General features: G+C 67.7%; 17 protein-coding genes. 11 read left to right on the forward strand and 6 right to left on the reverse strand.

The window, feature by feature from the left end; all coding sequences use genetic code 11:
- The first annotated feature begins 21 nt into the window (after positions 1–21).
- Both KY501_RS34700 and KY501_RS34705 read left to right on the forward strand, forming a co-directional pair.
- Positions 22–2,865: an extracellular catalytic domain type 1 short-chain-length polyhydroxyalkanoate depolymerase gene (locus KY501_RS34700; protein ID WP_224367984.1), complete on the forward strand. Its 2,844-nt coding sequence runs from the start codon at positions 22–24 to the stop codon at positions 2,863–2,865.
- A 194-nt stretch (positions 2,866–3,059) separates the two neighbouring features.
- The gene (locus KY501_RS34705; protein WP_224367985.1) at positions 3,060–4,175 is read left to right on the forward strand and encodes a cytochrome c peroxidase; all 1,116 of its coding nucleotides are present in this window, start codon (positions 3,060–3,062) and stop codon (positions 4,173–4,175) included.
- 19 nt (positions 4,176–4,194) lie between these two features.
- On the opposite strand, the gene KY501_RS34710 is transcribed toward KY501_RS34705, so the two are convergent.
- Positions 4,195–5,142, reverse strand: a complete 948-nt coding sequence (locus tag KY501_RS34710; RefSeq protein ID WP_224367986.1) for a hypothetical protein — start codon at positions 5,140–5,142, stop codon at positions 4,195–4,197.
- Positions 5,143–5,538: 396 nt separating this feature from the next.
- On the opposite strand from KY501_RS34710, the gene KY501_RS34715 reads away from it, so the two are divergent.
- The 4 genes from KY501_RS34715 to KY501_RS34730 all read left to right on the forward strand — a co-directional run bounded on the left by KY501_RS34715 (position 5,539) and on the right by KY501_RS34730 (position 8,670).
- Positions 5,539–6,153 carry a hypothetical protein gene (locus tag KY501_RS34715; RefSeq protein ID WP_224367987.1) on the forward strand — a complete coding sequence of 205 codons (615 nt, stop codon included), beginning with the start codon at positions 5,539–5,541 and terminating at the stop codon, positions 6,151–6,153.
- On the forward strand, positions 6,150–6,551 hold the full coding sequence (locus KY501_RS34720; RefSeq protein WP_224367988.1) for a hypothetical protein: 402 nt from the start codon (positions 6,150–6,152) through the stop codon (positions 6,549–6,551). The genes KY501_RS34715 and KY501_RS34720 overlap by 4 nt, the downstream gene beginning before the upstream one ends.
- Positions 6,552–6,674: 123 nt before the next feature.
- Positions 6,675–8,060: an aspartate kinase gene (locus KY501_RS34725; RefSeq protein WP_224367989.1), complete on the forward strand. Its 1,386-nt coding sequence runs from the start codon at positions 6,675–6,677 to the stop codon at positions 8,058–8,060.
- 70 nt (positions 8,061–8,130) lie between these two features.
- A complete protein-coding gene (locus KY501_RS34730; RefSeq protein WP_224367990.1) occupies positions 8,131–8,670 on the forward strand; it encodes a DUF1697 domain-containing protein in 540 nt (179 codons plus the stop codon).
- On the opposite strand, the gene pdxR is transcribed toward KY501_RS34730, so the two are convergent.
- The gene (gene pdxR / locus KY501_RS34735; protein WP_224367991.1) at positions 8,639–10,141 is read right to left on the reverse strand and encodes a MocR-like pyridoxine biosynthesis transcription factor PdxR; all 1,503 of its coding nucleotides are present in this window, start codon (positions 10,139–10,141) and stop codon (positions 8,639–8,641) included. The two genes, KY501_RS34730 and pdxR, sit on opposite strands and share 32 nt — an antisense overlap.
- A 110-nt stretch (positions 10,142–10,251) precedes the next feature.
- Here pdxR and KY501_RS34740 point away from each other — a divergent pair, with 110 nt between their 5' ends.
- The 4 genes from KY501_RS34740 (at position 10,252) to KY501_RS34755 (ending at position 15,237) form a co-directional block, all read left to right on the forward strand.
- Positions 10,252–11,181: a DMT family transporter gene (locus KY501_RS34740; protein ID WP_224367992.1), complete on the forward strand. Its 930-nt coding sequence runs from the start codon at positions 10,252–10,254 to the stop codon at positions 11,179–11,181.
- Between the two features lie 88 nt (positions 11,182–11,269).
- Complete coding sequence (locus KY501_RS34745; RefSeq protein WP_224367993.1) at positions 11,270–11,704, forward strand: DUF3574 domain-containing protein; 435 nt, start codon at positions 11,270–11,272, stop codon at positions 11,702–11,704.
- A 186-nt stretch (positions 11,705–11,890) separates the two neighbouring features.
- A complete protein-coding gene (locus KY501_RS34750) occupies positions 11,891–13,810 on the forward strand; it encodes an ATP-binding protein (RefSeq protein ID WP_224367994.1) in 1,920 nt (639 codons plus the stop codon).
- A gap of 143 nt (positions 13,811–13,953) precedes the next feature.
- Complete coding sequence (locus tag KY501_RS34755) at positions 13,954–15,237, forward strand: serine hydrolase domain-containing protein (RefSeq protein ID WP_224367995.1); 1,284 nt, start codon at positions 13,954–13,956, stop codon at positions 15,235–15,237.
- Between the two features lie 14 nt (positions 15,238–15,251).
- Here the strand turns inward: KY501_RS34755 and KY501_RS34760 are convergent, their stop codons facing one another.
- From KY501_RS34760 to KY501_RS34770, 3 genes are all read right to left on the reverse strand, one after another.
- Positions 15,252–15,971: a hypothetical protein gene (locus tag KY501_RS34760; protein WP_224367996.1), complete on the reverse strand. Its 720-nt coding sequence runs from the start codon at positions 15,969–15,971 to the stop codon at positions 15,252–15,254.
- A 24-nt stretch (positions 15,972–15,995) separates the two neighbouring features.
- A complete protein-coding gene (locus tag KY501_RS34765; RefSeq protein WP_224367997.1) occupies positions 15,996–16,958 on the reverse strand; it encodes a hypothetical protein in 963 nt (320 codons plus the stop codon).
- Positions 16,959–17,105: 147 nt separating this feature from the next.
- Complete coding sequence (locus KY501_RS34770) at positions 17,106–17,765, reverse strand: DUF4291 domain-containing protein (protein WP_224367998.1); 660 nt, start codon at positions 17,763–17,765, stop codon at positions 17,106–17,108.
- A gap of 143 nt (positions 17,766–17,908) precedes the next feature.
- On the opposite strand from KY501_RS34770, the gene KY501_RS34775 reads away from it, so the two are divergent.
- The gene (locus KY501_RS34775) at positions 17,909–18,346 is read left to right on the forward strand and encodes an SRPBCC family protein (protein ID WP_224367999.1); all 438 of its coding nucleotides are present in this window, start codon (positions 17,909–17,911) and stop codon (positions 18,344–18,346) included.
- 35 nt (positions 18,347–18,381) lie between these two features.
- On the opposite strand, the gene KY501_RS34780 is transcribed toward KY501_RS34775, so the two are convergent.
- Positions 18,382–19,224 carry an alpha/beta hydrolase gene (locus KY501_RS34780; protein WP_224368000.1) on the reverse strand — a complete coding sequence of 281 codons (843 nt, stop codon included), beginning with the start codon at positions 19,222–19,224 and terminating at the stop codon, positions 18,382–18,384.

Raw genomic sequence — 19,224 nt, forward strand, 5'->3', positions numbered from 1 at the left:
TCTGTCCTCGGATGCGAGGACATGACGCCTACCGAAGTCCCCCTGGAGGAAGCGCCCGAACTGGGCCACCTCCAGAGCGGACTCACAGCGGTGAGCAGCTTCGGCACCAACCCCGGCAACCTGAAGATGTGGAAGTACGTTCCGGCCAACGTGCCCGCGAACGCGCCGCTGGTGGTCGCCATGCATGGCTGCACCCAGTCGGCGGATGCCTATGCGGCCACCGGCTGGAACGCGCTGGCCGACGTGCTCAAGTTCTACGTCGTCTACCCGGAGCAGGTGAGCGGCAACAACCAGAACGTCTGCTTCAACTGGTTCGAGCCCGGAGACATCGCCCGCGGCCAGGGAGAGGCGCTCTCCATCAAGCAGATGGTGGACAAGATGAAGACGGATCACTCGATCGACTCGAGCCGCGTCTTCGTCACCGGCCTGTCGGCGGGTGCCGCCATGACGCACGTGATGGCCGCCACGTACCCGGACGTCTTCGCCGCTGGCGCGGTGATGGCGGGCATCCCGTACAAGTGCGCCACCTCGATGACGGACGCCTTTACCTGCATGAGCCCGGGCGTGGACAAGACGGCCACGCAATGGAGGGACCTGGTGCGCAATGCCTACTCTGGCTACACCGGCCCCTACCCCCGGATGTCCATCTGGCACGGCACCTCCGACTACACGGTGAAGAACACCAACCAGACGGAGGGCGTGGAGCAATGGACCTCCGTCCACGGCATCGACACGACGGCGGACATCAGCGAGACGGTCGCCGGCTACCCCCACAAGGTCTACACGGACACGGCGGGCAAGGCCCTCGTCGAGACGTACGCCATCACCGGCATGGGCCACGGCACGCCCATTGATCCGGCCTTCAAGTTCCCAGGCTCCAGCGTGGCGTGCGGCACCGCGGGCGCCTATGTGCTCGACACGGACATCTGCTCCACCTGGTACGCGGCGAAGTGGTTCGGGCTCGACAACTCGGACACGGCGGCACCCTCCGTCAGCCTCTCCGCGCCCACCAATGGCGCCTCCGTGAGCGGCACCGTGCAGGTCACCGCCAACGCCTCGGACAACGTGGCCGTCTCCAAGGTGGAGTTCTTCATCGACAACGCCCTGGTGGGCACCGACACGGCCTCGCCCTACGCCTATGCGTGGAACAGCGCCGCGGCGACCAACGGCACCCACGTGCTGGTGGCCAAGGCCTACGACGCCGCCGGCAACAAGACCACCTCCGCCACCGTCTCCGTCACCGTGTCCGGTGGCATCTCCGACACCACGCCGCCCACCGTGAGCCTCACCTTCCCCACCGCCGGCTCCACCGTGGCGGGCGCCGTGGACATCACCGCCACCGCCTCGGATGACACCGGCGTGACGAAGGTCGAGTTCCTCGTCGACGGCACCGTGGTGGGCCAGGGCGTGTCCGCGCAGCAGGCCGGGCCCTACGTCTTCAACTGGAACACCACCTCCGTCGCCACGGGCAGCCACTCGCTGCAGGCCCGCGCCTCGGACGCGGCAGGCAACACCGCCGTGTCCGGCTCGGTGGCCGTGACGGTGGATCAGACTTCTGTCCGCTTCACCGAGCGCTTCTCCAACAACGGCCCGGACAACACCGGTTGGACCATCACCGAGTGGGCGCTGGATACCAGCGACCAGACGGGCACCACCGGCAGCAAGTCCATCCTCGGCTCGGCCGTCCCCGCCTTCAACACCGTCACCAAGACGGCCAGCGTCAGCGTCACCCTCACCTCCAACCCTCGCCTCACCTACTGGCGCAAGCTGGACCTCTACGGCGCCAACACCCTGGCCTCGACCGCCTTCAAGGTCATCGTCAATGACGGCACCGACCACGTGGTGGACTCGGCGAGCAAGAGCGGCCTGGGCGCGCTGGCCGAGTCCAACTGGACGCAGCGCGCGGACATCGATCTGTCCCCCTATGCCAACCGCACCGTGACGCTGAAGTTCGTCGCCACCGCGACGGACAGCGCCTCCAACGCCAGCCGCGCCAAAGCCTGGGTGGACAGCATCTCCGTCGGGCCGCCGACCGCGTCCTCGGACACCACCGCCCCCACGGCGAACGTAACGGCTCCCTCCAATGGCGCCACCGTGAGCGGCACCGTGGACGTGACGGCGAGCGCCTCGGATTCCGCGGGCGTGAGCCGCGTCGAGTTCTACGTGGACGGCGCCCTGGCCGACACGGACACCGCCGCGCCCTTCGTCTTCACCTGGAACACCGCGGGCGTGGCCAATGGCAGCCACTCGCTCATGGCCAAGGCCTATGACGCGGCGAACAACATCGGCACGGACAACGACACCTCCGTCACCGTGAGCAACGCGAGCGGCGGCACCACCACCACCGTCTCCTTCTCCAGCATCTCGTCGGAGGACGGTTACGTGAAGGCCAACTCGGACGGCTCCTCTCCCGCCGTGGGCACCTTCACCACGCCCGCCGTCGGCAAGGGCGCGGATGCCAAGTTCAACCGGGCGTTCTTCTCGTTCGATACCTCCTCGCTGCCCGACACCGCCACGCTCGTGCGGGCCTCGCTGAAGGTGACGTTCTCCTCGGCCTCGGGCGATCCGTGGGCCGATCCTTCCGGCAACCTCCTGAGCATCGATCTGAAGAACGGGACGTTCGGCTCCGCCACCACCGAGACCACGGACTTCACCGCCGCCGCCACCGCCAGCGGCGTGGCCAACCTGATCAAGTTCACCTCGGGCGCCCAGAGCTCCACCGACTTCAATGCCTCGGGCCTGGCCGCCATCAACAAGACGGGCAAGACCCAGGCTCGCGTGCTCTTCGACCAGAACCCCGCCGGAACCTCCTATCTCTTCCTCACCGAGGGCTCCGGCGCCGTGTTGACGGTGGAGTACAAGTAACGCCCTGGAGGCACGGAGCCACGCGCTCACGGCCCGGATCTGCCACCGCCGCGACGAGGACGTTGAACAGCCCTCATCGCGGATTGGCATCGCAGGTCCGGGCCTACCCCCTCCTGTCGTCGTTTCGGACGGTCCCGGCATCGGGAGGGTACCGCCTTGAACGCTTCGAGCACTTGCGCGGAAATAGAGTGACTGTGAAGCGCTCTACCCTCACCTCACTCCTGCTGCTGGCGGCTACTGGCTGTAGCGAACCGGCGGCCCCTGATGAGCCTCCGGTGGAGGACCCCGACATCGAGGAAGCCTGGGACGCGGAGCAGCAGGCGACGCTGGCCAGCACGGAGCAGGGCGCGCGCCTCTTCACCCGGGAGACCTTCGATGGCAACGGGCGCACCTGCGCGACGTGCCACACGATGAGCACCGGGAGCCTGGCGCCAGCCCAAGTGCAGGAGGCCTACGCGCGCAACCCCGAGGATCCGCTCTTCCGCGCCATCGACAGCGATGCGGGAGATGGCGCCAGCTACTCGAGGCTGCTGAATGCCGCGACGGTGACCGTGGATGTCACGATGGCGCCGAACGTCCGGCTGGCCTCCAACCCCACGGCGCGCACGGTGAAGCTGCGCCGCGCCGTGCCCAGCACGTTCGACACGCCGCGCTTCGATCCCGTGCTGATGTGGGACGGCCGCGAGCCGACGCTGCAGAGCCAGGCCCTCCATGCCATCAACGAGCACGCCGAGGGCGGCCGAGTGCCGACGGGCGCGGAGCTGCACACCGTGGCCGACTTCGAGAAGGCGCTCTTCTCCTCGGCGAAGATGATGAACTACGCACGCACGGGGACGCCGCCACCGCTGCCCACGGGGAAGACGGCCTCCGAGAAGCGTGGCGCGGCCTTCTTCGCACCGGCCAGCCTGTGTGGCAGCTGCCATGGCGGTCCGCTGCTCAACACGTTGACGGAGTTCAATCCGCAGGGCCTGCCGGCCGGCGGCCACTTCTCCAGCAGCGCGGTGTCCGAGGCCAACCTTGCTGGCAACCCTCTCCTGGACTTCATCGTCACCCTGCCGAACGACACCGAGCAGCACGTGGTGTCGCCCGACCCGGGCCTGATGCTGCAGACGGGAAATCCCGCGCATGCCAACTTCTTCAAGATGGTGTCGCTGCGCAACGTGAAGAACACGGCGCCCTACTTTCACGACAACTCCGCGAAGGACCTCGAACAGGTGATGGTGCAGTACAGGATCCTGTTCGATCAGCTCGGCCTTCCCTTGTCCGAGCAGGACATCGCGGACATCCAGGCGTACATGCTGCTGCTGTAGTTCGCTCGGGGCGGGCGCCTCAGCGCTGCACTCGCGAGGTGGCTCTCAACACCACCCCGGCGATCTGGCGCATGCGTTCCAGGCGCCGGTTCCCCTTGGGGGTAGCCTCCCCCATGCCGCTCCAGTCGAAGTCCCGGAGCCGAGGAAGGAAGCCCTGCCGCACACAGCCCTCCAGGCTGAAGATGTGGAGGTCCGAGCACAGCCGCCGGGCCTGCCGCAAATCCTGGGCGAACTCCTCCCAGGTCAGCGCTGGCGCCGCGCCCGCGCCGGGGAGCTCCACTCCGCCGCCCGTGCTGCCCACGCCGATGGAGCCTGCCTGCGGGCCGTAGCTCTCCAACAGGCCAGGGCCATGGGGACGCACGAAGCTCGAGTAGAGCATCAACACCTCCCGGTCTGCCCGCAGGTTCACCACCCCCAGCAAGCGTTGCAGCAAGGTGGAGTCCGCCTGGCGCTCATCGATGATGAGGGGAAGCTGGTAGGTGTCCACCCGGTAGCCGTCCTCGCGGATACGCGCGACCAGCGCGAGGTAGGCCTCCCGAGCCTGGCGTACCCGCTCTCCGCGCCGAAGTCTCCGCACCAGGACGAGCAACTGGCGCCAGCGTCTGGACAGCAACTGCCGCAGCTCGTGGAGATCCGGCTCGATGTCCAGGCCCACTCCGTCCCATCGCAGCTGGTGCGTGGCCGTCCACTCGCGAAAGGCCGTGTAGCGCGCGGCAGCCTGGGAGGCGTTGTCCAGGTTGAACCAGTAGCCCTCTTCGGCGGGCAGGAGCTGCCAGGCGATGACGGGGATGCCCGCTTCGTGGAGGCGATGCACCACAGCAGCCCGCTCCGCACCCAGGTCCAGCAGTCCCAGGCTCACGGAGGCCTCGAGCGCCACGAGATGCTCGACCACGGACGGGTCCGCAAAGAGGGCCTGCAAGGGCTCGGCTGCCAGCTCACAATAGAAGGTGAGGCGCGGGGGCGTCATTCCGGTTCACATCATCTGTCCTCTGCCTCCAACCCGTTCGGTTCAAGGCCGCCGCCCGCGGGACTCCGATCGCAGCGTCGCTCAGGAACGGCTGTCGCGCGATGCTTCGTGGCCCAATAGCAAACCACTCAACGGAACAAGACCGAAGCCCTGTGCGGTGAAGTGGGCAACCTCGCCCCTCCTCCCTGATGCAGGCAAACAGCTAAGATATGGCCTCAGCGAACCGCTCGGGCACGGTGCCTCGAAGCGCCGGGGGAGGGCTGCTAGCATTTGAGGGAGATGGCGCTCCGACAACCGAACCAGGCTTCCTCGAATCCGCGAGCGTGGCTCCCCGCGTTCCAGGTCGCCCCTGGTCACACGCTGGCGGTCACGCTCTCCCGGTCGAAAGGTCTGTCCGTGAGGAGGAGCGCCCTCGAATTCACCGTCGTGAGCGGCGTCAGCGCCATCCTCTTCGTACCGCTGTGGCGCATCGGCAGTGAGAACGTTCCTACCTTCGTCCGCATGCTCGGGGTCGCGCTGCTCGCGTTCGCGGTCGCCTGGGCCTTCATCACGCTCGTCCGGACACTCCTGGTGAGACTCCGCGTGCCAGAGGCCCGGGTCGAGCTGTCGCGAGAGGTGCTCCACCCCGGAGAAGCCTTCGAGCTCTCGCTCACCCAAGGGGGCTGGTTCCACCTGACGGACTTCCGCGTCCGGCTCGTCTGCGAGGAGCAAGTGACGTACCCCGACAAGGGAGAGACGCGGACGGAGAGGGTGCTCCGGGTGGACAAGCTGCTCGAGGGCCGCAGGGACATCCAGGTGGGCTGGCGCCAGCCGTGGGTGCTGCACCTGCGCGGCGCCCTGCCCGAGGACGCCATGCACAACTTCCGCGCCCGGTATAACAGCGTGACGTGGAAGCTGATCGTCGAGGGCGACCTCCGCGCCTGGCCCGACTTCGAGCGCGAGTATGAGCTGCCCGTCGTCCCCCATGGGCTCGAGGACGCCGTCCATTTGGCGCAGGAGAAGGGCCCGTGAGCACCCTCCAGCTCGAGGTGGCGCTGGAAGAGGACTCCATGGACTTCCCCGCCGGCAGCCTGCTCCGCGGGGCGGTGAGGGTGGACGCCTCCGCCCCCGTCCACGCGCGCTCGCTCGAGTGCCGCGTGCTCTGGTTCACCGAGGGCAAGGGCACCGAGGACGTCGGCGGTCCCGAGGCCGCGGTGCTCGTCCGGGACCAGGTCCTTCCCCCAGGCAAGGTGCTGGGCTTCCAGCTGCGCCTGCCCATGGGCCCGTGGAGCTACGGCGGGCAGCTCGTGAAGATCCGCTGGGTGGTGCAGCTCGTGCTCTCGACGGTGAGCGGCGAAGCCGTGGACGTGGAGGTCCCCTTCCGGCTCGTCCCCCCCACCGTCCGCATGCCGGCCCGAGCCACGGGGTGACCGTGTAGGGAGCACCCTCCCACGGGTGGGCCTCCGCTCCCCGCAAAGAACCGCTCCTCCGCGTCCTCGACGGGGCCTTCTTCGTGTAGAAGGCTCCCTATAAGGAAGGAGCCAGGTTCGAGAATGGGCATCGTCGTTCAGAAGTTCGGTGGCACCAGTGTCGGCAGTGGCGAACGGATGCAGAACGTCGCCGGAATCATCCAGAGGACGCTGGAGAAACAGCCGGTGATCGCCGTCGTCTCGGCGATGAGCGGCACCACCAAGAGCGAGGGCACCACCAGCCTCCTCATCGCCGCCGCCGATGCCGCTCGCAAGGGCGCCCCGTTCGCCAAAGAGCTCGAGATGATCGAGCAGAACCACTTCAAGGCGGTGGGCGACAGCGTCAAGGACGCCAAGCTCCGCGACGAGGCCAGGCACTTCGTCACCGACGAGCTCGGCCGGCTCAAGAGCTTCCTCGAGGCCATCTCCGTCATCCGCGAGCTCTCCCCGCGCTCCCAGGACAACGTGCTCGCCGTGGGCGAGAAGCTCTCGGCGCGCATCCTCACCGCCGTGCTGAACGACCGCGGCGTGAAGGCCGTCTACACCGACCTCGCCCAGATCATCCCCGAGAGCGAGACGACGGTGAACCCCGCCTTCTTCCTCCGCCTGCAGGGCCAGCTCGGTGAGAGGTGCCGCCCGCGCGATGGCGAGGTGCCCGTCGTCACCGGCTTCTTCGGCATGGTGCCCGGCGGCCTGCTCAACGCCGTCGGCCGCGGATACACCGACTTCACCACCGCGATGATCGCCGCCGGGCTCGGTCGCTCGCAGGCCGATGAGCTCCAGGTCTGGAAGGAAGTGGATGGCATCTTCACCGCCGACCCTCGCAAGGTGCCGAGCGCTCGCGTCCTCTCGAGCATCTCTCCCGCCGAGGCCGCCGAGTTGACCTACTTCGGCTCCGAGGTCCTCCACCCGTTCACCATGGAGCGCGTCGTCTCAGCGAACGTGCCCATCCGCATCAAGAACAGCTTCCATCCGGACGCCCCGGGCACGGTGATCGCGCCCTACACGACCGAGAAGACCGAACTCGTGACGGCCGTCACCGTGAAGCGCGGCATCACCGTGCTCACCATCACCTCCAACCGCATGTACAACGCGCACGGCTTCCTCGCCCGCGTGTTCAATGCGCTGGAGCAGCACGGCATCGTCGTCGACCTCATCTCCACGAGCGAGGTGACCATCTCCTGCACCGTCGAGCGGCTCCCGGATGCCGACAAGGCACGCGCCACGCTCGAGCAGTTCGGCAACGTCGAGGTGACTCCGGGCCGCGCCATCCTCGCCATCGTTGGAGAGGGCATGAAGTTCGCCAGCGGTACCGCGGGAAAGATGTTCACCACGCTGGGCACCGCGGGCGTGAACATCGAGATGATCTCCCAGGGAGCCTCGGAGATAAACATCAGCTGCGTGGTGCGCGAGGACCAGTCGGCCACCGGCCTCAACGCCGTTCACGACGCCTTCCTGCACCACGGCTGAACAACGCCTCTGGGAGGCCTGTACCCTCGGGGTTCCGCAACCCTGAGCCGCTCGTGCTAGGACCGGGCCCATGGCCCGGTACATCGCCCTGCTTCGCGGCATCAACGTCGGTGGCAACAAAAAGGTCCCCATGGCGCAGCTGCGCGCGCTGATGGAGGGGCTCGGCTACACCGGCATCTCCACCCTGCTCCAGAGCGGCAATGCCGTCTTCACGAGCAAGGAGAAGAGCTCCGCGAAGGTCATCAAGCAGTTGGAGGCGGCCATCGCCGAGGAGTTCGGCTTCGAGGTGTCGGTCGTCCTCCGCACCCGGGACGAGCTGGCCGCAGCCATCCAGGCGAATCCGCTCCCCGGCGCCGAGGAGGACCCCTCCCACTTCCTCGTGACGTTCCTGTCCGCGATGCCCGAGCCCAAGCGGCTCCAGGCGATCAACCCGGCCGCCTACCTGCCGGACGAGTTCCGCGCCGTCGGCCGTGAAATCTATGCCCGGTTCCCCAACGGCATCGGAACCTCCAAGCTGGCCACCGTGTTCACCGAAGCCAAATTGGGTGTCGTTCCAACGGGGCGCAACTGGAACACCGTCAAGAAGCTCCTGGAGCTCGCGGACGGCTGAGCACTCCTTCGAGCGCCGCCGCGAGTTCTCGCACCCCTCGCCGGATCTCCTCGGCGGACACCGCGGCGAAGCCCAGTTGCAGGCCTTCGCGCGTCACCTTCCCTCGGCTGTAGCGGCTCACCGCGGTCACCTCGACCTCCCGCCTCGCAGCGGCCTGGACTGCCTCCGCCTCATCCACTCCGTCACACAGCCAGCCCACCGTCTGGAGCCCGGCCTCGACGCCCGAGATCTCCAGCAACCCCGTCAGCCGCTGCTTCGCGCTCTCCATGAGCACGGACAGGCGCTCCGCGTACACCTCGCGCATCCTCCGCACGTGCCGCCCGAAGTGGCCCTCGGTGATGAAGTCGCACAGCAGCGCCTGCTCCAGCAGCGGTACGTGGCGGCGGGTCACGGACAGCGTGGCGTCGACGAGGTCCACCAGATCCGGCGGCACCACCAGGTAGCCCAACCGGAGCGATGGGAACAGCACCTTGCTGAAACTCCCCACGAAGAGCACACACCCGTGACGGTCCAACCCCTGCAGTGCCGGCATCGGGCGCCCCGCATAGCGATACTCGCTGTCGTAGTCGTCCTCGAAGATCAGCGCGCCCGTGCTCCGCGCCCACTCCAGCAACGCCAGACGCCGCCGGAGGCTCATGCCCACGCACGTCGGAAATTGGTGCCCTGGCGTCACGTAGGCCAGGCGCACGCCGCGAAGGTTCGAGCCCGGAGTGCGCATGCCCTCCTCATCCACTCGCACCGCGGAGATCCTCGCCCCGAACGCCTCGAACACCAGGGCCGCGCCGGGATAGCCGGGATCCTCCATGCACACCCGATCGCCCGGATCCAGGAAGAGGCGCGCGCAGAGGTCGAGCGCCTCCTGCGTCCCGGAAACGATGGCGATCTGCTCGGCGGCGCACTTCACGCCTCGCGACGTCGTGAGGTAGTCGGCGACCGCCTCCTGGAGCGGGCGGTACCCCATCGCTCCTCCTCCGAGCAGCAGGTTCGCCGTGGCACGCCGCAGCCGGCGGCCCGCGAGCTGTGCCCACAGCGTCGTCGGGAAGAGCTCCAACGCCGGCTGATCGGTGCGGAAGGCTCGGAGCGGGCGCGAGGGGAATCCGGGGAACAGCTTCACCCGGCGGGCATAACTGGAGACCCGGCGCCGTCCCCGCTGTGCCACCGAGGGTTGCGCGGTGGCCTCGTGCGTCACCTGCAACAGGTCATCGGGCAGAACCCGGCTCACATACGTGCCGGAGCCCACGCTGCCCTCGACGTAGCCCTCCGACTTCAGCTGCTCGAAGGCACCGACGATCGTCCCACGTGACAGCCCATACTGCCGGGACAGATCCCGCGTGGCGGGCAGCCGGGCTCCAGGCGCGAGCCGGCCCTCGAGGATCTCGGTACGCAGGGCAGAGCAGAGCCAGCGGGAGAGCGATGTCCCTGCCTCTCGCGGCGGGAGCATCAGCGCAAAGGTCGCGGAGCGTTTGCCCATAAGTGGTCCATACAGAATATCGAAAGTGGACCTGGGCGATAGACCGCTTCCTGAGCACTCTGCGCCTCGCGGACAGTCACGACCCCAGCCATGAACGGGAGCCCTTCTCCATGAACGCCCGACAGACCGCGGCCCTGCTCTTTCTCTCCTCGGTGTGGGGAGCCTCGTACCTCTTCATCCGGATCGCCGCGCCCGTGCTCGGCCCCTTTCCACTCATGGCTGGACGCGTGCTCATCGCCGCGGGCGCGCTCGCGTCCGTCGCCGCAGTGCGCGGGATGCCGCTTTCCCTCGCGCGCTACTGGAAACGGCTGCTGATCCTGGGGCTGGTGCACGCGGCCATGCCCTTCACGCTGATTGCCATGGCGGAGGTCCACTTGAGCGCCTCCATGGCTGCCATCCTCGTCGCGGCCCAGCCGCTCTTCGCCGCGCTCATCGGAGGCCTCTTCCTGGGGGAGCGCATTTCTCCGAAGCGCGCGCTCGGCCTCGTGCTCGGGCTGGGAGGCGTGGGGGTGCTGGTGGGGTGGAGCCCTGGCTCCATCGAGGGCTCCGCGCTCGCCGTGGGCGCGACGCTCGCCGGTGCGCTCAGCTACGCGGCGGGAGGCATCTACTCGAAGCGGCGTCTCGACGATGCCCCGGTGATGACCCTCGCGCTCGGGCAGCAACTGTCCGCGGCCGTGTGGCTGCTGGTGCCCGCGCTGCTGACCCTGCCACGCATGGAGGTGAGCCTCGCCGCCGTGGGGGCCATGTGCGCCCTGGCCCTGCTCTCCACGGCGCTCGCCTATCTGGTGTTCTTCTGGCTCATCGGCCAGGTCGGCCCGGTGAGGACGTTCACGGTGAGCTACGTCATCCCCGTCTTCGGCGTCCTCTGGGGCGCCCTGTTCCTCGACGAGCGGCCCACGCTGGGGGTGCTCGCGGGGCTCGGCTGCATCCTGATCAGCCTCGTGCTCGTCAACGACGTGCGCCTGGAAAGCCTCCCGGGCGTGCGGCGGGCCCCACGCCTCGTGCGTGGCGACGGCCAGACAGAACCTGGCACGACGTAAGCCTGCCTCCCTGTCCTACAGGTCGTATTGGCACCACTCCACACAGGGTGTATGAGCGCACGGTCTCTTCCTTGCGAGGTTTCCGATCGTGCGCTCTCCCCTGCCCTTGTCGCGCATCACCCGTGCCCTCTCCCTGCCACTCCTGCTGACGCTGGGGCTGGCCACCAGCGCCTGCGGGGACGGAGAGGATTGTGCCGTGGGCACGGAGCAATTCCGCACGGAGCTGTTCTTCGGCCTCGACCGCGAGAACGACGTGCCCGTCAGCGAGGCCGACTGGCAGAACTTCGTCGACACCTCCGTCACGCCTCGCTTCAAGGACGGGCTGACCATGTTCGACGCGAATGGCCAGTACCTCATGGACAACGGCACCCTCGTCCACGAGAACAGCAAGGTCATCGTCCTGCTCCACGACGGCAGCGCTGCTCACTCCCAGGACATCGACACCATCCGCGAGGAGTACAAGAGCCGGTTCCACCAGGAGGCCGTGCTCCGCGTGGACTCCACCTCTTGCGTGGCTTTCTGAGCCCTCGCCGCAGCCTCCTTCACCGGAGCGCACATACGTAGCGAGCACTCGTCCTGCTACCGGCAGTCCTACCCGGGTCCGCATGGTTCCCTGGGGCGGCAACAGCTTCCCGAGCCCTCGCAGAGCTCCTGCTAGACTGGATCGCGACGCCGCGGAGTTCCTTCACGGGGGAGCGTTCCCCCCGCCATGGCCATGCCCCCCTCGCCTGAAATGTCCTCGCCCGCTCTGGAGTCCACTGGATCCAGCGCACAGCCAGACACGCCCCCGGAGTCTCGCTCCTGGTGGGTCGAGCGGCTGGACTCCCTGCTCTCGCCATCCTTGCGCGAGTCGCCGCCCGCGGAGCTCGTCCGCCACCGCATCATGGTGGGGGCCACCTTCGTGCTGTTCGTGTTCGACCTGCTGTACGTGCTGTGGTCCCTGTCGTTGGGAGTCTCACCCGTCGGCGGGTTCGTCGTCATCATCGGCTACGCGGCGACGCTGGTCCTCGCGCGCAAGAGCCACACGCCCACGGCGCCCGCGGCGGTGCTGCTGCTGACCCTGTGCACTGGGCTCATCTCGGGCCTGTTCACCTCCGGCAACGACTATGCCGGCGCGCATGCGTCGGAGATGGTGGTCCCCGCGCTCGCCGTGTATCTGCTGAAGCCGCGCCAGGCTCTGCTCATCACCGTCCTGCTGTGCATCGCGGTGAGCGGCGTCTACCCGCTCTACGTCCAGCACCATGCCCTGGCCATGGGCTCCCGCCCTCCGGCGGACCTCTGGTTCGTCTACGCGTTCGGCACCTTCGCATTGCTGGCGTCATGGGGGCTGGCCACGCTGCACAGCACGGCGCGGGACTCGGCTCAGTCCTCGCTGGAACGGACGCTGAAGGTGCTGCGCGAGAGCGAGAGCCGGCTCAGCAGCCTCGTCGAGAGCACGGATGACGTGGTGCTCTCCGTGGACGCCCAGGGGCACGTGCTCACCGCCAACGCCACGGCGAAGCAGGCCTATCAGAAGGCGTTCGGCTCGAAGCTCGAGCTGGGGCAGCTGCTGTTCCGCCCGGAGCTGGCGGGGGAGCTGGGCGAAGTCTGGGCGACTCGACTGGCCCAGGTGCTCCAGGGCCAGCGCCTGCGCCTGGAGGAGAAGATCCTCACCACGGGCGCCAACATGGTGATGGACGTCAGCATCAACCCCATCCTCGGAGAGGATGGCCGGACCTTGGGGCTGACCATCTTCAGCCGGGACATCACCTCCCGCAAGGAGGCCGAGACGCGGCTGGGAGAGATCCACCGCACCCTGGTGGACGTGTCGCGCCAGGCGGGCATGGCGGAGATTGCCACGGGCGTGCTCCACAACGTGGGCAACACGCTCAACAGCGTCAACATCTCTACCGCGCTCGTCACGGACCAGCTGCGCAACTCCCGCCTCAACGGGCTGGCCAAGGCCATGCAGTTGCTGCGAGAGCACGCCACCGACTTCGACGCCTTCCTTACGAAGGACCCCCAGGGCCGCAAGCTCCCGCCCTACCTCATCAAGCTCTCCGAGCAGTTGCAGGAGGAGCGCGAGTCCATGCTCAAGGAGCTGCACGCGCTGGGCGAGAGCGTGGAGCACATCAAGTCCATCGTCAGCATGCAGCAGAAGCACGCGCGGGCCGCGGGCGCGGTGGAGGAGGTGGCCGTGCCCCAGCTCATCGACGAGGCGCTACGCCTGCACGCCGTCTCCTTCGAGCGGCTGGGCATCCGCATCGATCGCGACTACGCGCAGGTGCCCGTGGTGTCGTTGGATCGCCACCAGCTGCTGCAGATCCTCATCAACCTGCTGAGCAATGCTCGGGACTCGCTGGTGGCCAGCCAGCAGCCGGACAAGCATCTGGTCATCCGCGTGCGCCGCGCCCCCGAGGGGGAGCGGATGATCATCGAGGTGGAGGACAACGGCATGGGCATCGCCGCGGACCACCTGCCGCGCATCTTCGCCCAGGGCTTCACCACGAAGAAGGAGGGCCACGGCTTCGGCCTGCACATCAGCTCGCTGGCCGCCACGGAGATGAAGGGCCGACTGTCCTGCAGCAGCCCCGGCCCTGGACTGGGCGCCACCTTCGCGCTCGAGCTGCCGTTGGGGACCTCGGCGTAGTCCCTACCGCTCGGAGGCAGAGGGCCACCCGCTCGAATCGTCGCATGTGCAACCCGAGCCAACCCCCGTCATGCACATGCGGGTGTCGCGGCAACCCATGAATGGGTAGGGTCCGACGCTCCACTGCACCGGGAGCGCATCGAATGGTCCTGAAGCACCGCAGCCCGTGGTCCGCAATCCTCATCACGCTGGGAATGAGCCTGCTCACCGCTTGCGGTGGGCCGAAGCTGGCACAAAAGCTCGAACCTCTGGAGGGCTACTTCCAGCAACAGGTCGACGAGAAGAAGACCCCGGGCGTGGTCGTGCTGGTGCGCCGTACGGACCGGGATGACACCTACGTCAAGGCCGTGGGCAAGCTGGACATCGATCAGGACAAACCCCTGCCCGAGGATGCGCTGTTCCGGATCGCTTCGATGACCAAGCCCATCACCAGCGTCGCGGTGATGATGCTGGTCGATGATGGAAAGTTGGGGCTGGACGATCCCATCTCGAAGTACCTGCCCGAGTGGCAGAGCCCGCAGGTGGTCGGCAAGCCGGACCCCGCGAACCCCGGGGCTTCCCCCACGACGCCCGCGAAGACGCCCATCACGGTGAAGCACCTGCTGACGCACACCTCGGGCATCTCGTATCCCTTCAAGGCAGATGCCGTCACGCCCTTCTACAAGCAGGCCGGGATCACGAACGGACTGGAGCACACCCGCTGGACGCTCGCTCAGGAGTCCCAGGCGCTGGCCGCGCTCCCGCTCCTGCACGAACCGGGCTCGGCCTTCACGTACGGCCTCAGCACGGATCTGCTCGGCCATCTGATCGAGACGGTGTCCGGACAGCCGCTCGACCAGTTCTTCGAGGAGCGGATCTTCAAGCCGCTGGGGATGAAGGACACCACGTTCTTCCTCTCGCCTGAGCAGGCTTCCCGGCTGGTGACGCTCTACCGGCACACCCCGGCGGGCTCGCTCGAGCGGGTGCCCGCGACGGAGACGAACACGGTGGAGGGGCACTTCTCCTACGCTCCGGACTTCCAGTACGCCGGGAGCAAGACGTACCGCTCGGGAGGCGCGGGGCTGGTGTCGACGGCCGCGGATTACGCCCGCTTCCTGCAGATGATCGCCAACGGCGGCGAGTACGGAGGCGTGCGTCTGCTCAAGAAGGAGACCGTGGACCTGATGACGAGCAACCAGTTGGGCAACCTGAAGGTGGAGTTCTTCCCCATCAGCTTCGGGCTCGGGTTCGCGGTGCAGGACAATCCCGAGCTGACGAAGCAGTTGGGCCCCCTGGGGAGCTACTTCTGGTCCGGCATCTTCAACACCTCGTTCTGGGTGAGCCCTCAGGAAAAGGTGCTGGGCGTTGTGATGACCCAGAGCTGGGATCCCGAGAACCCGGTGACCAGCGACATCCAAGCCCGGATCTCCGCCGCGCTGGCGCAGTAAGCTCCAGGCACGCTTCAACCGCGCGCGGTGACCGTGAGGACCACCATGCCGTAGACCTCCGGCACGCTCACCGTCAGCCGCTTGTCGCCGATGTCCCATGAGCGCTCACGCATCGGCGGCCCGGCGTTGCCGCCTCCCTGCTGGACGAAACGCAGGACTTCGGCGGCCGGCGCTTCCTTGGAGAACGCACCCGAGAGGAAGCGCCGCACCATCTGCTCCTGCGTCTCCAGCTTGCGCGTGGGCGCCTCGAGCCTGTCGAACAGCATCAGCCGCGCCATCTCCAGGTTGTCGCGGTTACCCCCCAGGTGCAGCTGCGCCATCATCTCGTCAGCGTACTGGTGGTACTCCAGCGCGTGCGCGGGGCTCGGCGGCGCGTCGTGCATGTACGGGAAGAATGCGTCGAGCTGGTCGGCGAACCGCGCGTAGGGAACGCTCATGGGCCGCAGCTCCTGCACCTGCCGAGGGCTCTCGGTGGGCATGCTCCCCTGCCCCGCCCACTTCGGCTCGGGCGGCAACGGCGCCCCCGAGGGAGCACTGGCCAAGGGAACCTGCACCTTCCGGGGGCTCTCCGGCATGGCGCAGGAGCGCGCCGGCTCCGCCACAACGGGCCGCTCGGCCTTCACGGGCTCCTCCACGGGCACGGTGGACTCGGCGGGCACTGACAGCAACACGCCCAGACCGATGAGCAGAACGACGACGGTTCCCAGCATTCCCAGCTTCGACGTGCGTGACATGTTCGTTCTCCCCTGGCGTGGTGCTCAGTCGAAGAGCTGGTAGACGGGGCTGGTGCAGGTATCGCCGCCGCCGGCCTGGTACGCACCCGTGTTGTCGGGCCCGGGGTTCATCCCGCCGGTGAAGATGTCGCCGCAGTCGGAGCGCATCCACGCCGCCCACCACGTGTACTCATTCGGATAGCCGATGTGCCACAGGTCGTTCACGAACGGCTGGTTGATGTAGCCAGACCAGAGGGGGTGCAGCGTCGGCTCGCCCACGTTGGTGAAGTAGCCCCACGGGGTGAGGTTGGCGATCCGCTGCGCACCGCCGCCACAGTCGTCGTCACAGAAACCGTCCGCGTTCTCGCAGGCGTCTCCGCTGTAGTACTGGTGATGCTTGCCCGCGGACATCCACACCATGGGCAGCGGACGCGCGTACCCCGTCCCGCCAATGTTGTTGTACTTCGCCGAGAACGAGAGCCCCGGCGCGTTCGCCCACGCCCATCCGAAACCCCACATGTCGATCCGGTCCAGTGCCCAGTTCACACCGCCATCGAACGAGACCAGCTCGTACACGCCCCGCTGCGAGTCTCCCGAGTGGTGGTTGGTGCACCAGTTCGAGCCCCGATAGCCGCCATCCATCCGGAACAGGAACGCCCAGTTGACGCGCAGCCGCCGCGCCCCCGCGCACGTGGTACAGCCCTCGGGACGCACCTGGAAGAGCACCCGAGGCTCCCAGCTCTGCAGGCTCAACTGCGAGGTGTTCGCGCCGTTGTTCTCTCCCTCGTCGAAGACGAAGTACGGACGCCACGTGTCTGCCAGCCGGTGCTCCAGATCATCCTTCAGCCCATCCCCATCCTGGTCTCGGGACGAAGCGCCGGTGACGTAGATGCTCTCGGGCAGCTTGATCCACCGGTCCGCGTCCGACAGCGCCGCCTCCGCGGGTCGTCCGAAGAACGTGCACACAGCAACCACGGCGACCAGCGTCGCGCGAGGTGAGGCCTTCATTTCTGGCTCCAGCGAGAGGACCAGCGGCCCAGCCCGCCGTGTCCGAGCCTGTTACGCCGACAGCTCCGAATATTCCGGGAACAATTTCCGGCCTATTTGCGCGTCATGCAGCAGGGATGCTCAGCGTGAGCCGCGCGAACGGGCCCGTCACCCTTGTCTCCCCTCGGAGGGCGCCGCCAGGCCCAGACGCTTCACCGTCGCCTCGTCGGCCGGCCAGAACACCGTCTCCCGGGGCATGACGAGCTGATCGAGCCGACTCCGCGTGACGTGCTCGTGCTGCTCCCGGACGAACGAGGTGATGTCTTCGATGTCGAGGATCCACTCCTTCGCATAGCGCCGGAGTGTCTCCCCTTGCAGCCCAAGCTGGATGGCCCGCCGCTCCTGCGGAGCTCCCGTGGGAGAGTGGTCCGGATCCCACTGCAACCTCACGTCCGAGCGCGCCACCTGCGCCTTCCACTCCTCCGCCGTGCCGTACACCTCGGGGACGTGCTTGGAGTGCACCGCCTGCGCCAGCACCGACTCGAACGCCTCGCGGCGCAGCCGCACCGCGAGCACCGTCTCCTGGTCTGGCTTCGTCGCCCAGCCGCAGCGGTACATCATCCAGAGGAAGTTCGGCTTGATCCAGCTCATGCGGGTCAGCTTGAAGTCTCCGCCGAAGTAACGGTGCTCCGCAGCGAAGTGCCCGATGCGCGGCGCGTACGCCTGGTAGACAACAACGGACTGCTCATCGTTCTGGGCGAGGATGTGGCGGCCCGAAGTGGGCCAGCGTTCACGCTGGGTGGTGTAGGGCTCGGTGACGAGAGGCATGTGTGGGTATGCAAGCCTACCGTCTGGGATGAAGGCTTGCAGGCACAGCGTGCTCGAAACCCTGCCTCCTCCGAGACACTGGTCACGGCGCGCCGTGCCTGGAAAGCTCGCGCGCGCACTCGTTCCCGCCAAGGAGACGATCCATGAAGTTCAGCCTCAACCCCGCCACGGAGAGCGCGCTGTACCTGACCCGCACCTTCAATGTGTCCAAGGACAAGGTGAAGAAGGCGTGGATTGACGCCGCGGAACTCCAGAAGTGGTGGGGGCCCATGGCGGCGGTGGACTGGAAGCCGAAGCTCGGCAACACCTTCCGCTTCGACTATCCGCTCGTTGCCGGAGAGAAGACGGCTGTCGTGGGCGAGTTCCGCGACATCTCCGAGGAAATGCTCGTCCTCTCCTGGGTGGGCGAGGGCGCCAAGAAGGCACTCGGCGGGACGCTCGTGACGGTGGAGTTCCGCAAGGTCCCCAAGGGCACCGAGCTGGCGCTGACACATGAGTTGCTGCCCACTGGCGCCGCTCGCGACGCCCAGCGCACCGAGTGGCTCGGACGACTCGAGCGGCTCAGTCAGCTCTTCAGCTGACGCTCCCGCGCGCCCGACACCGCGGGCCGCTGTGGCTACGGGCCGCCCTGCGAGAGCGGCGCGGCCTGGCCACTCGCGGCGAAGGCAGCCACGCGCTCGATGATCGCCGGGTACTTCCACCCCCACAGATCATTGTGGTGCGCGCCCGGCACCACCTCGGCCCTCCCGTGGGGGAAGAGCTGTCCCATCTTCTGGCCCATCCTCACGGGGATGACCTCATCCTGGTCACCGTGGAAGATGAGCACTGGGATGTCGATGCCCGGCGCCTTCGAGGCGTTGTCGAATGGATCCCTCACCAGCAGCCGGGTGGGCAGGAACGGGACGACCAGGTTCCCCATGTCCGCCACCGAGGTGAACGGCGCCAGCAGCACCATCCGCGCACCGTGGCCGCGCTTCGCCATCTCCACCGCCACGCCTCCTCCCAGGCTGACGCTGCCCAGCACCGTGGACTCGCGCGTCACGCCCTGGGCTCGCAGCTCCGCGATCGCGACCTCCGCCGCCTGGTAGAGGCCCTGCTCGCTCGGAGTGCCGGGGTTGGTCCCGTAGCCCGGGTACTCCACCGCGAGGAAGCCCAGGCCCCGCGAATGCAGATCCGAGCCCAGCTCCGCCAGGTAGGAGATCTGCTCGCCGTTGCCGTGGAAGAACACGATCGTCGGATGCCCCGGCTCGGCGGCCAGGTGCAGCACGTCTACCACCGGGCCTCCGGGCGGTGAGAGCCGCCGGAAGCCAGGACCGGGAGGCGGCGCTTCCTGCGAGGGGCTGCGCGGCGCCGGGAAGAGCATGGAGCGCTGAACCGAGAACATCAGCCCCATCAGCCCGACGTAACCCAGAGCGATGATTCCGACGAAGATGAGCAGCACGCGTTTGACCCGAAGCAT

This window comes from Hyalangium versicolor (assembly GCF_020103695.1).
Lineage (GTDB): Bacteria > Myxococcota > Myxococcia > Myxococcales > Myxococcaceae > Hyalangium > Hyalangium versicolor.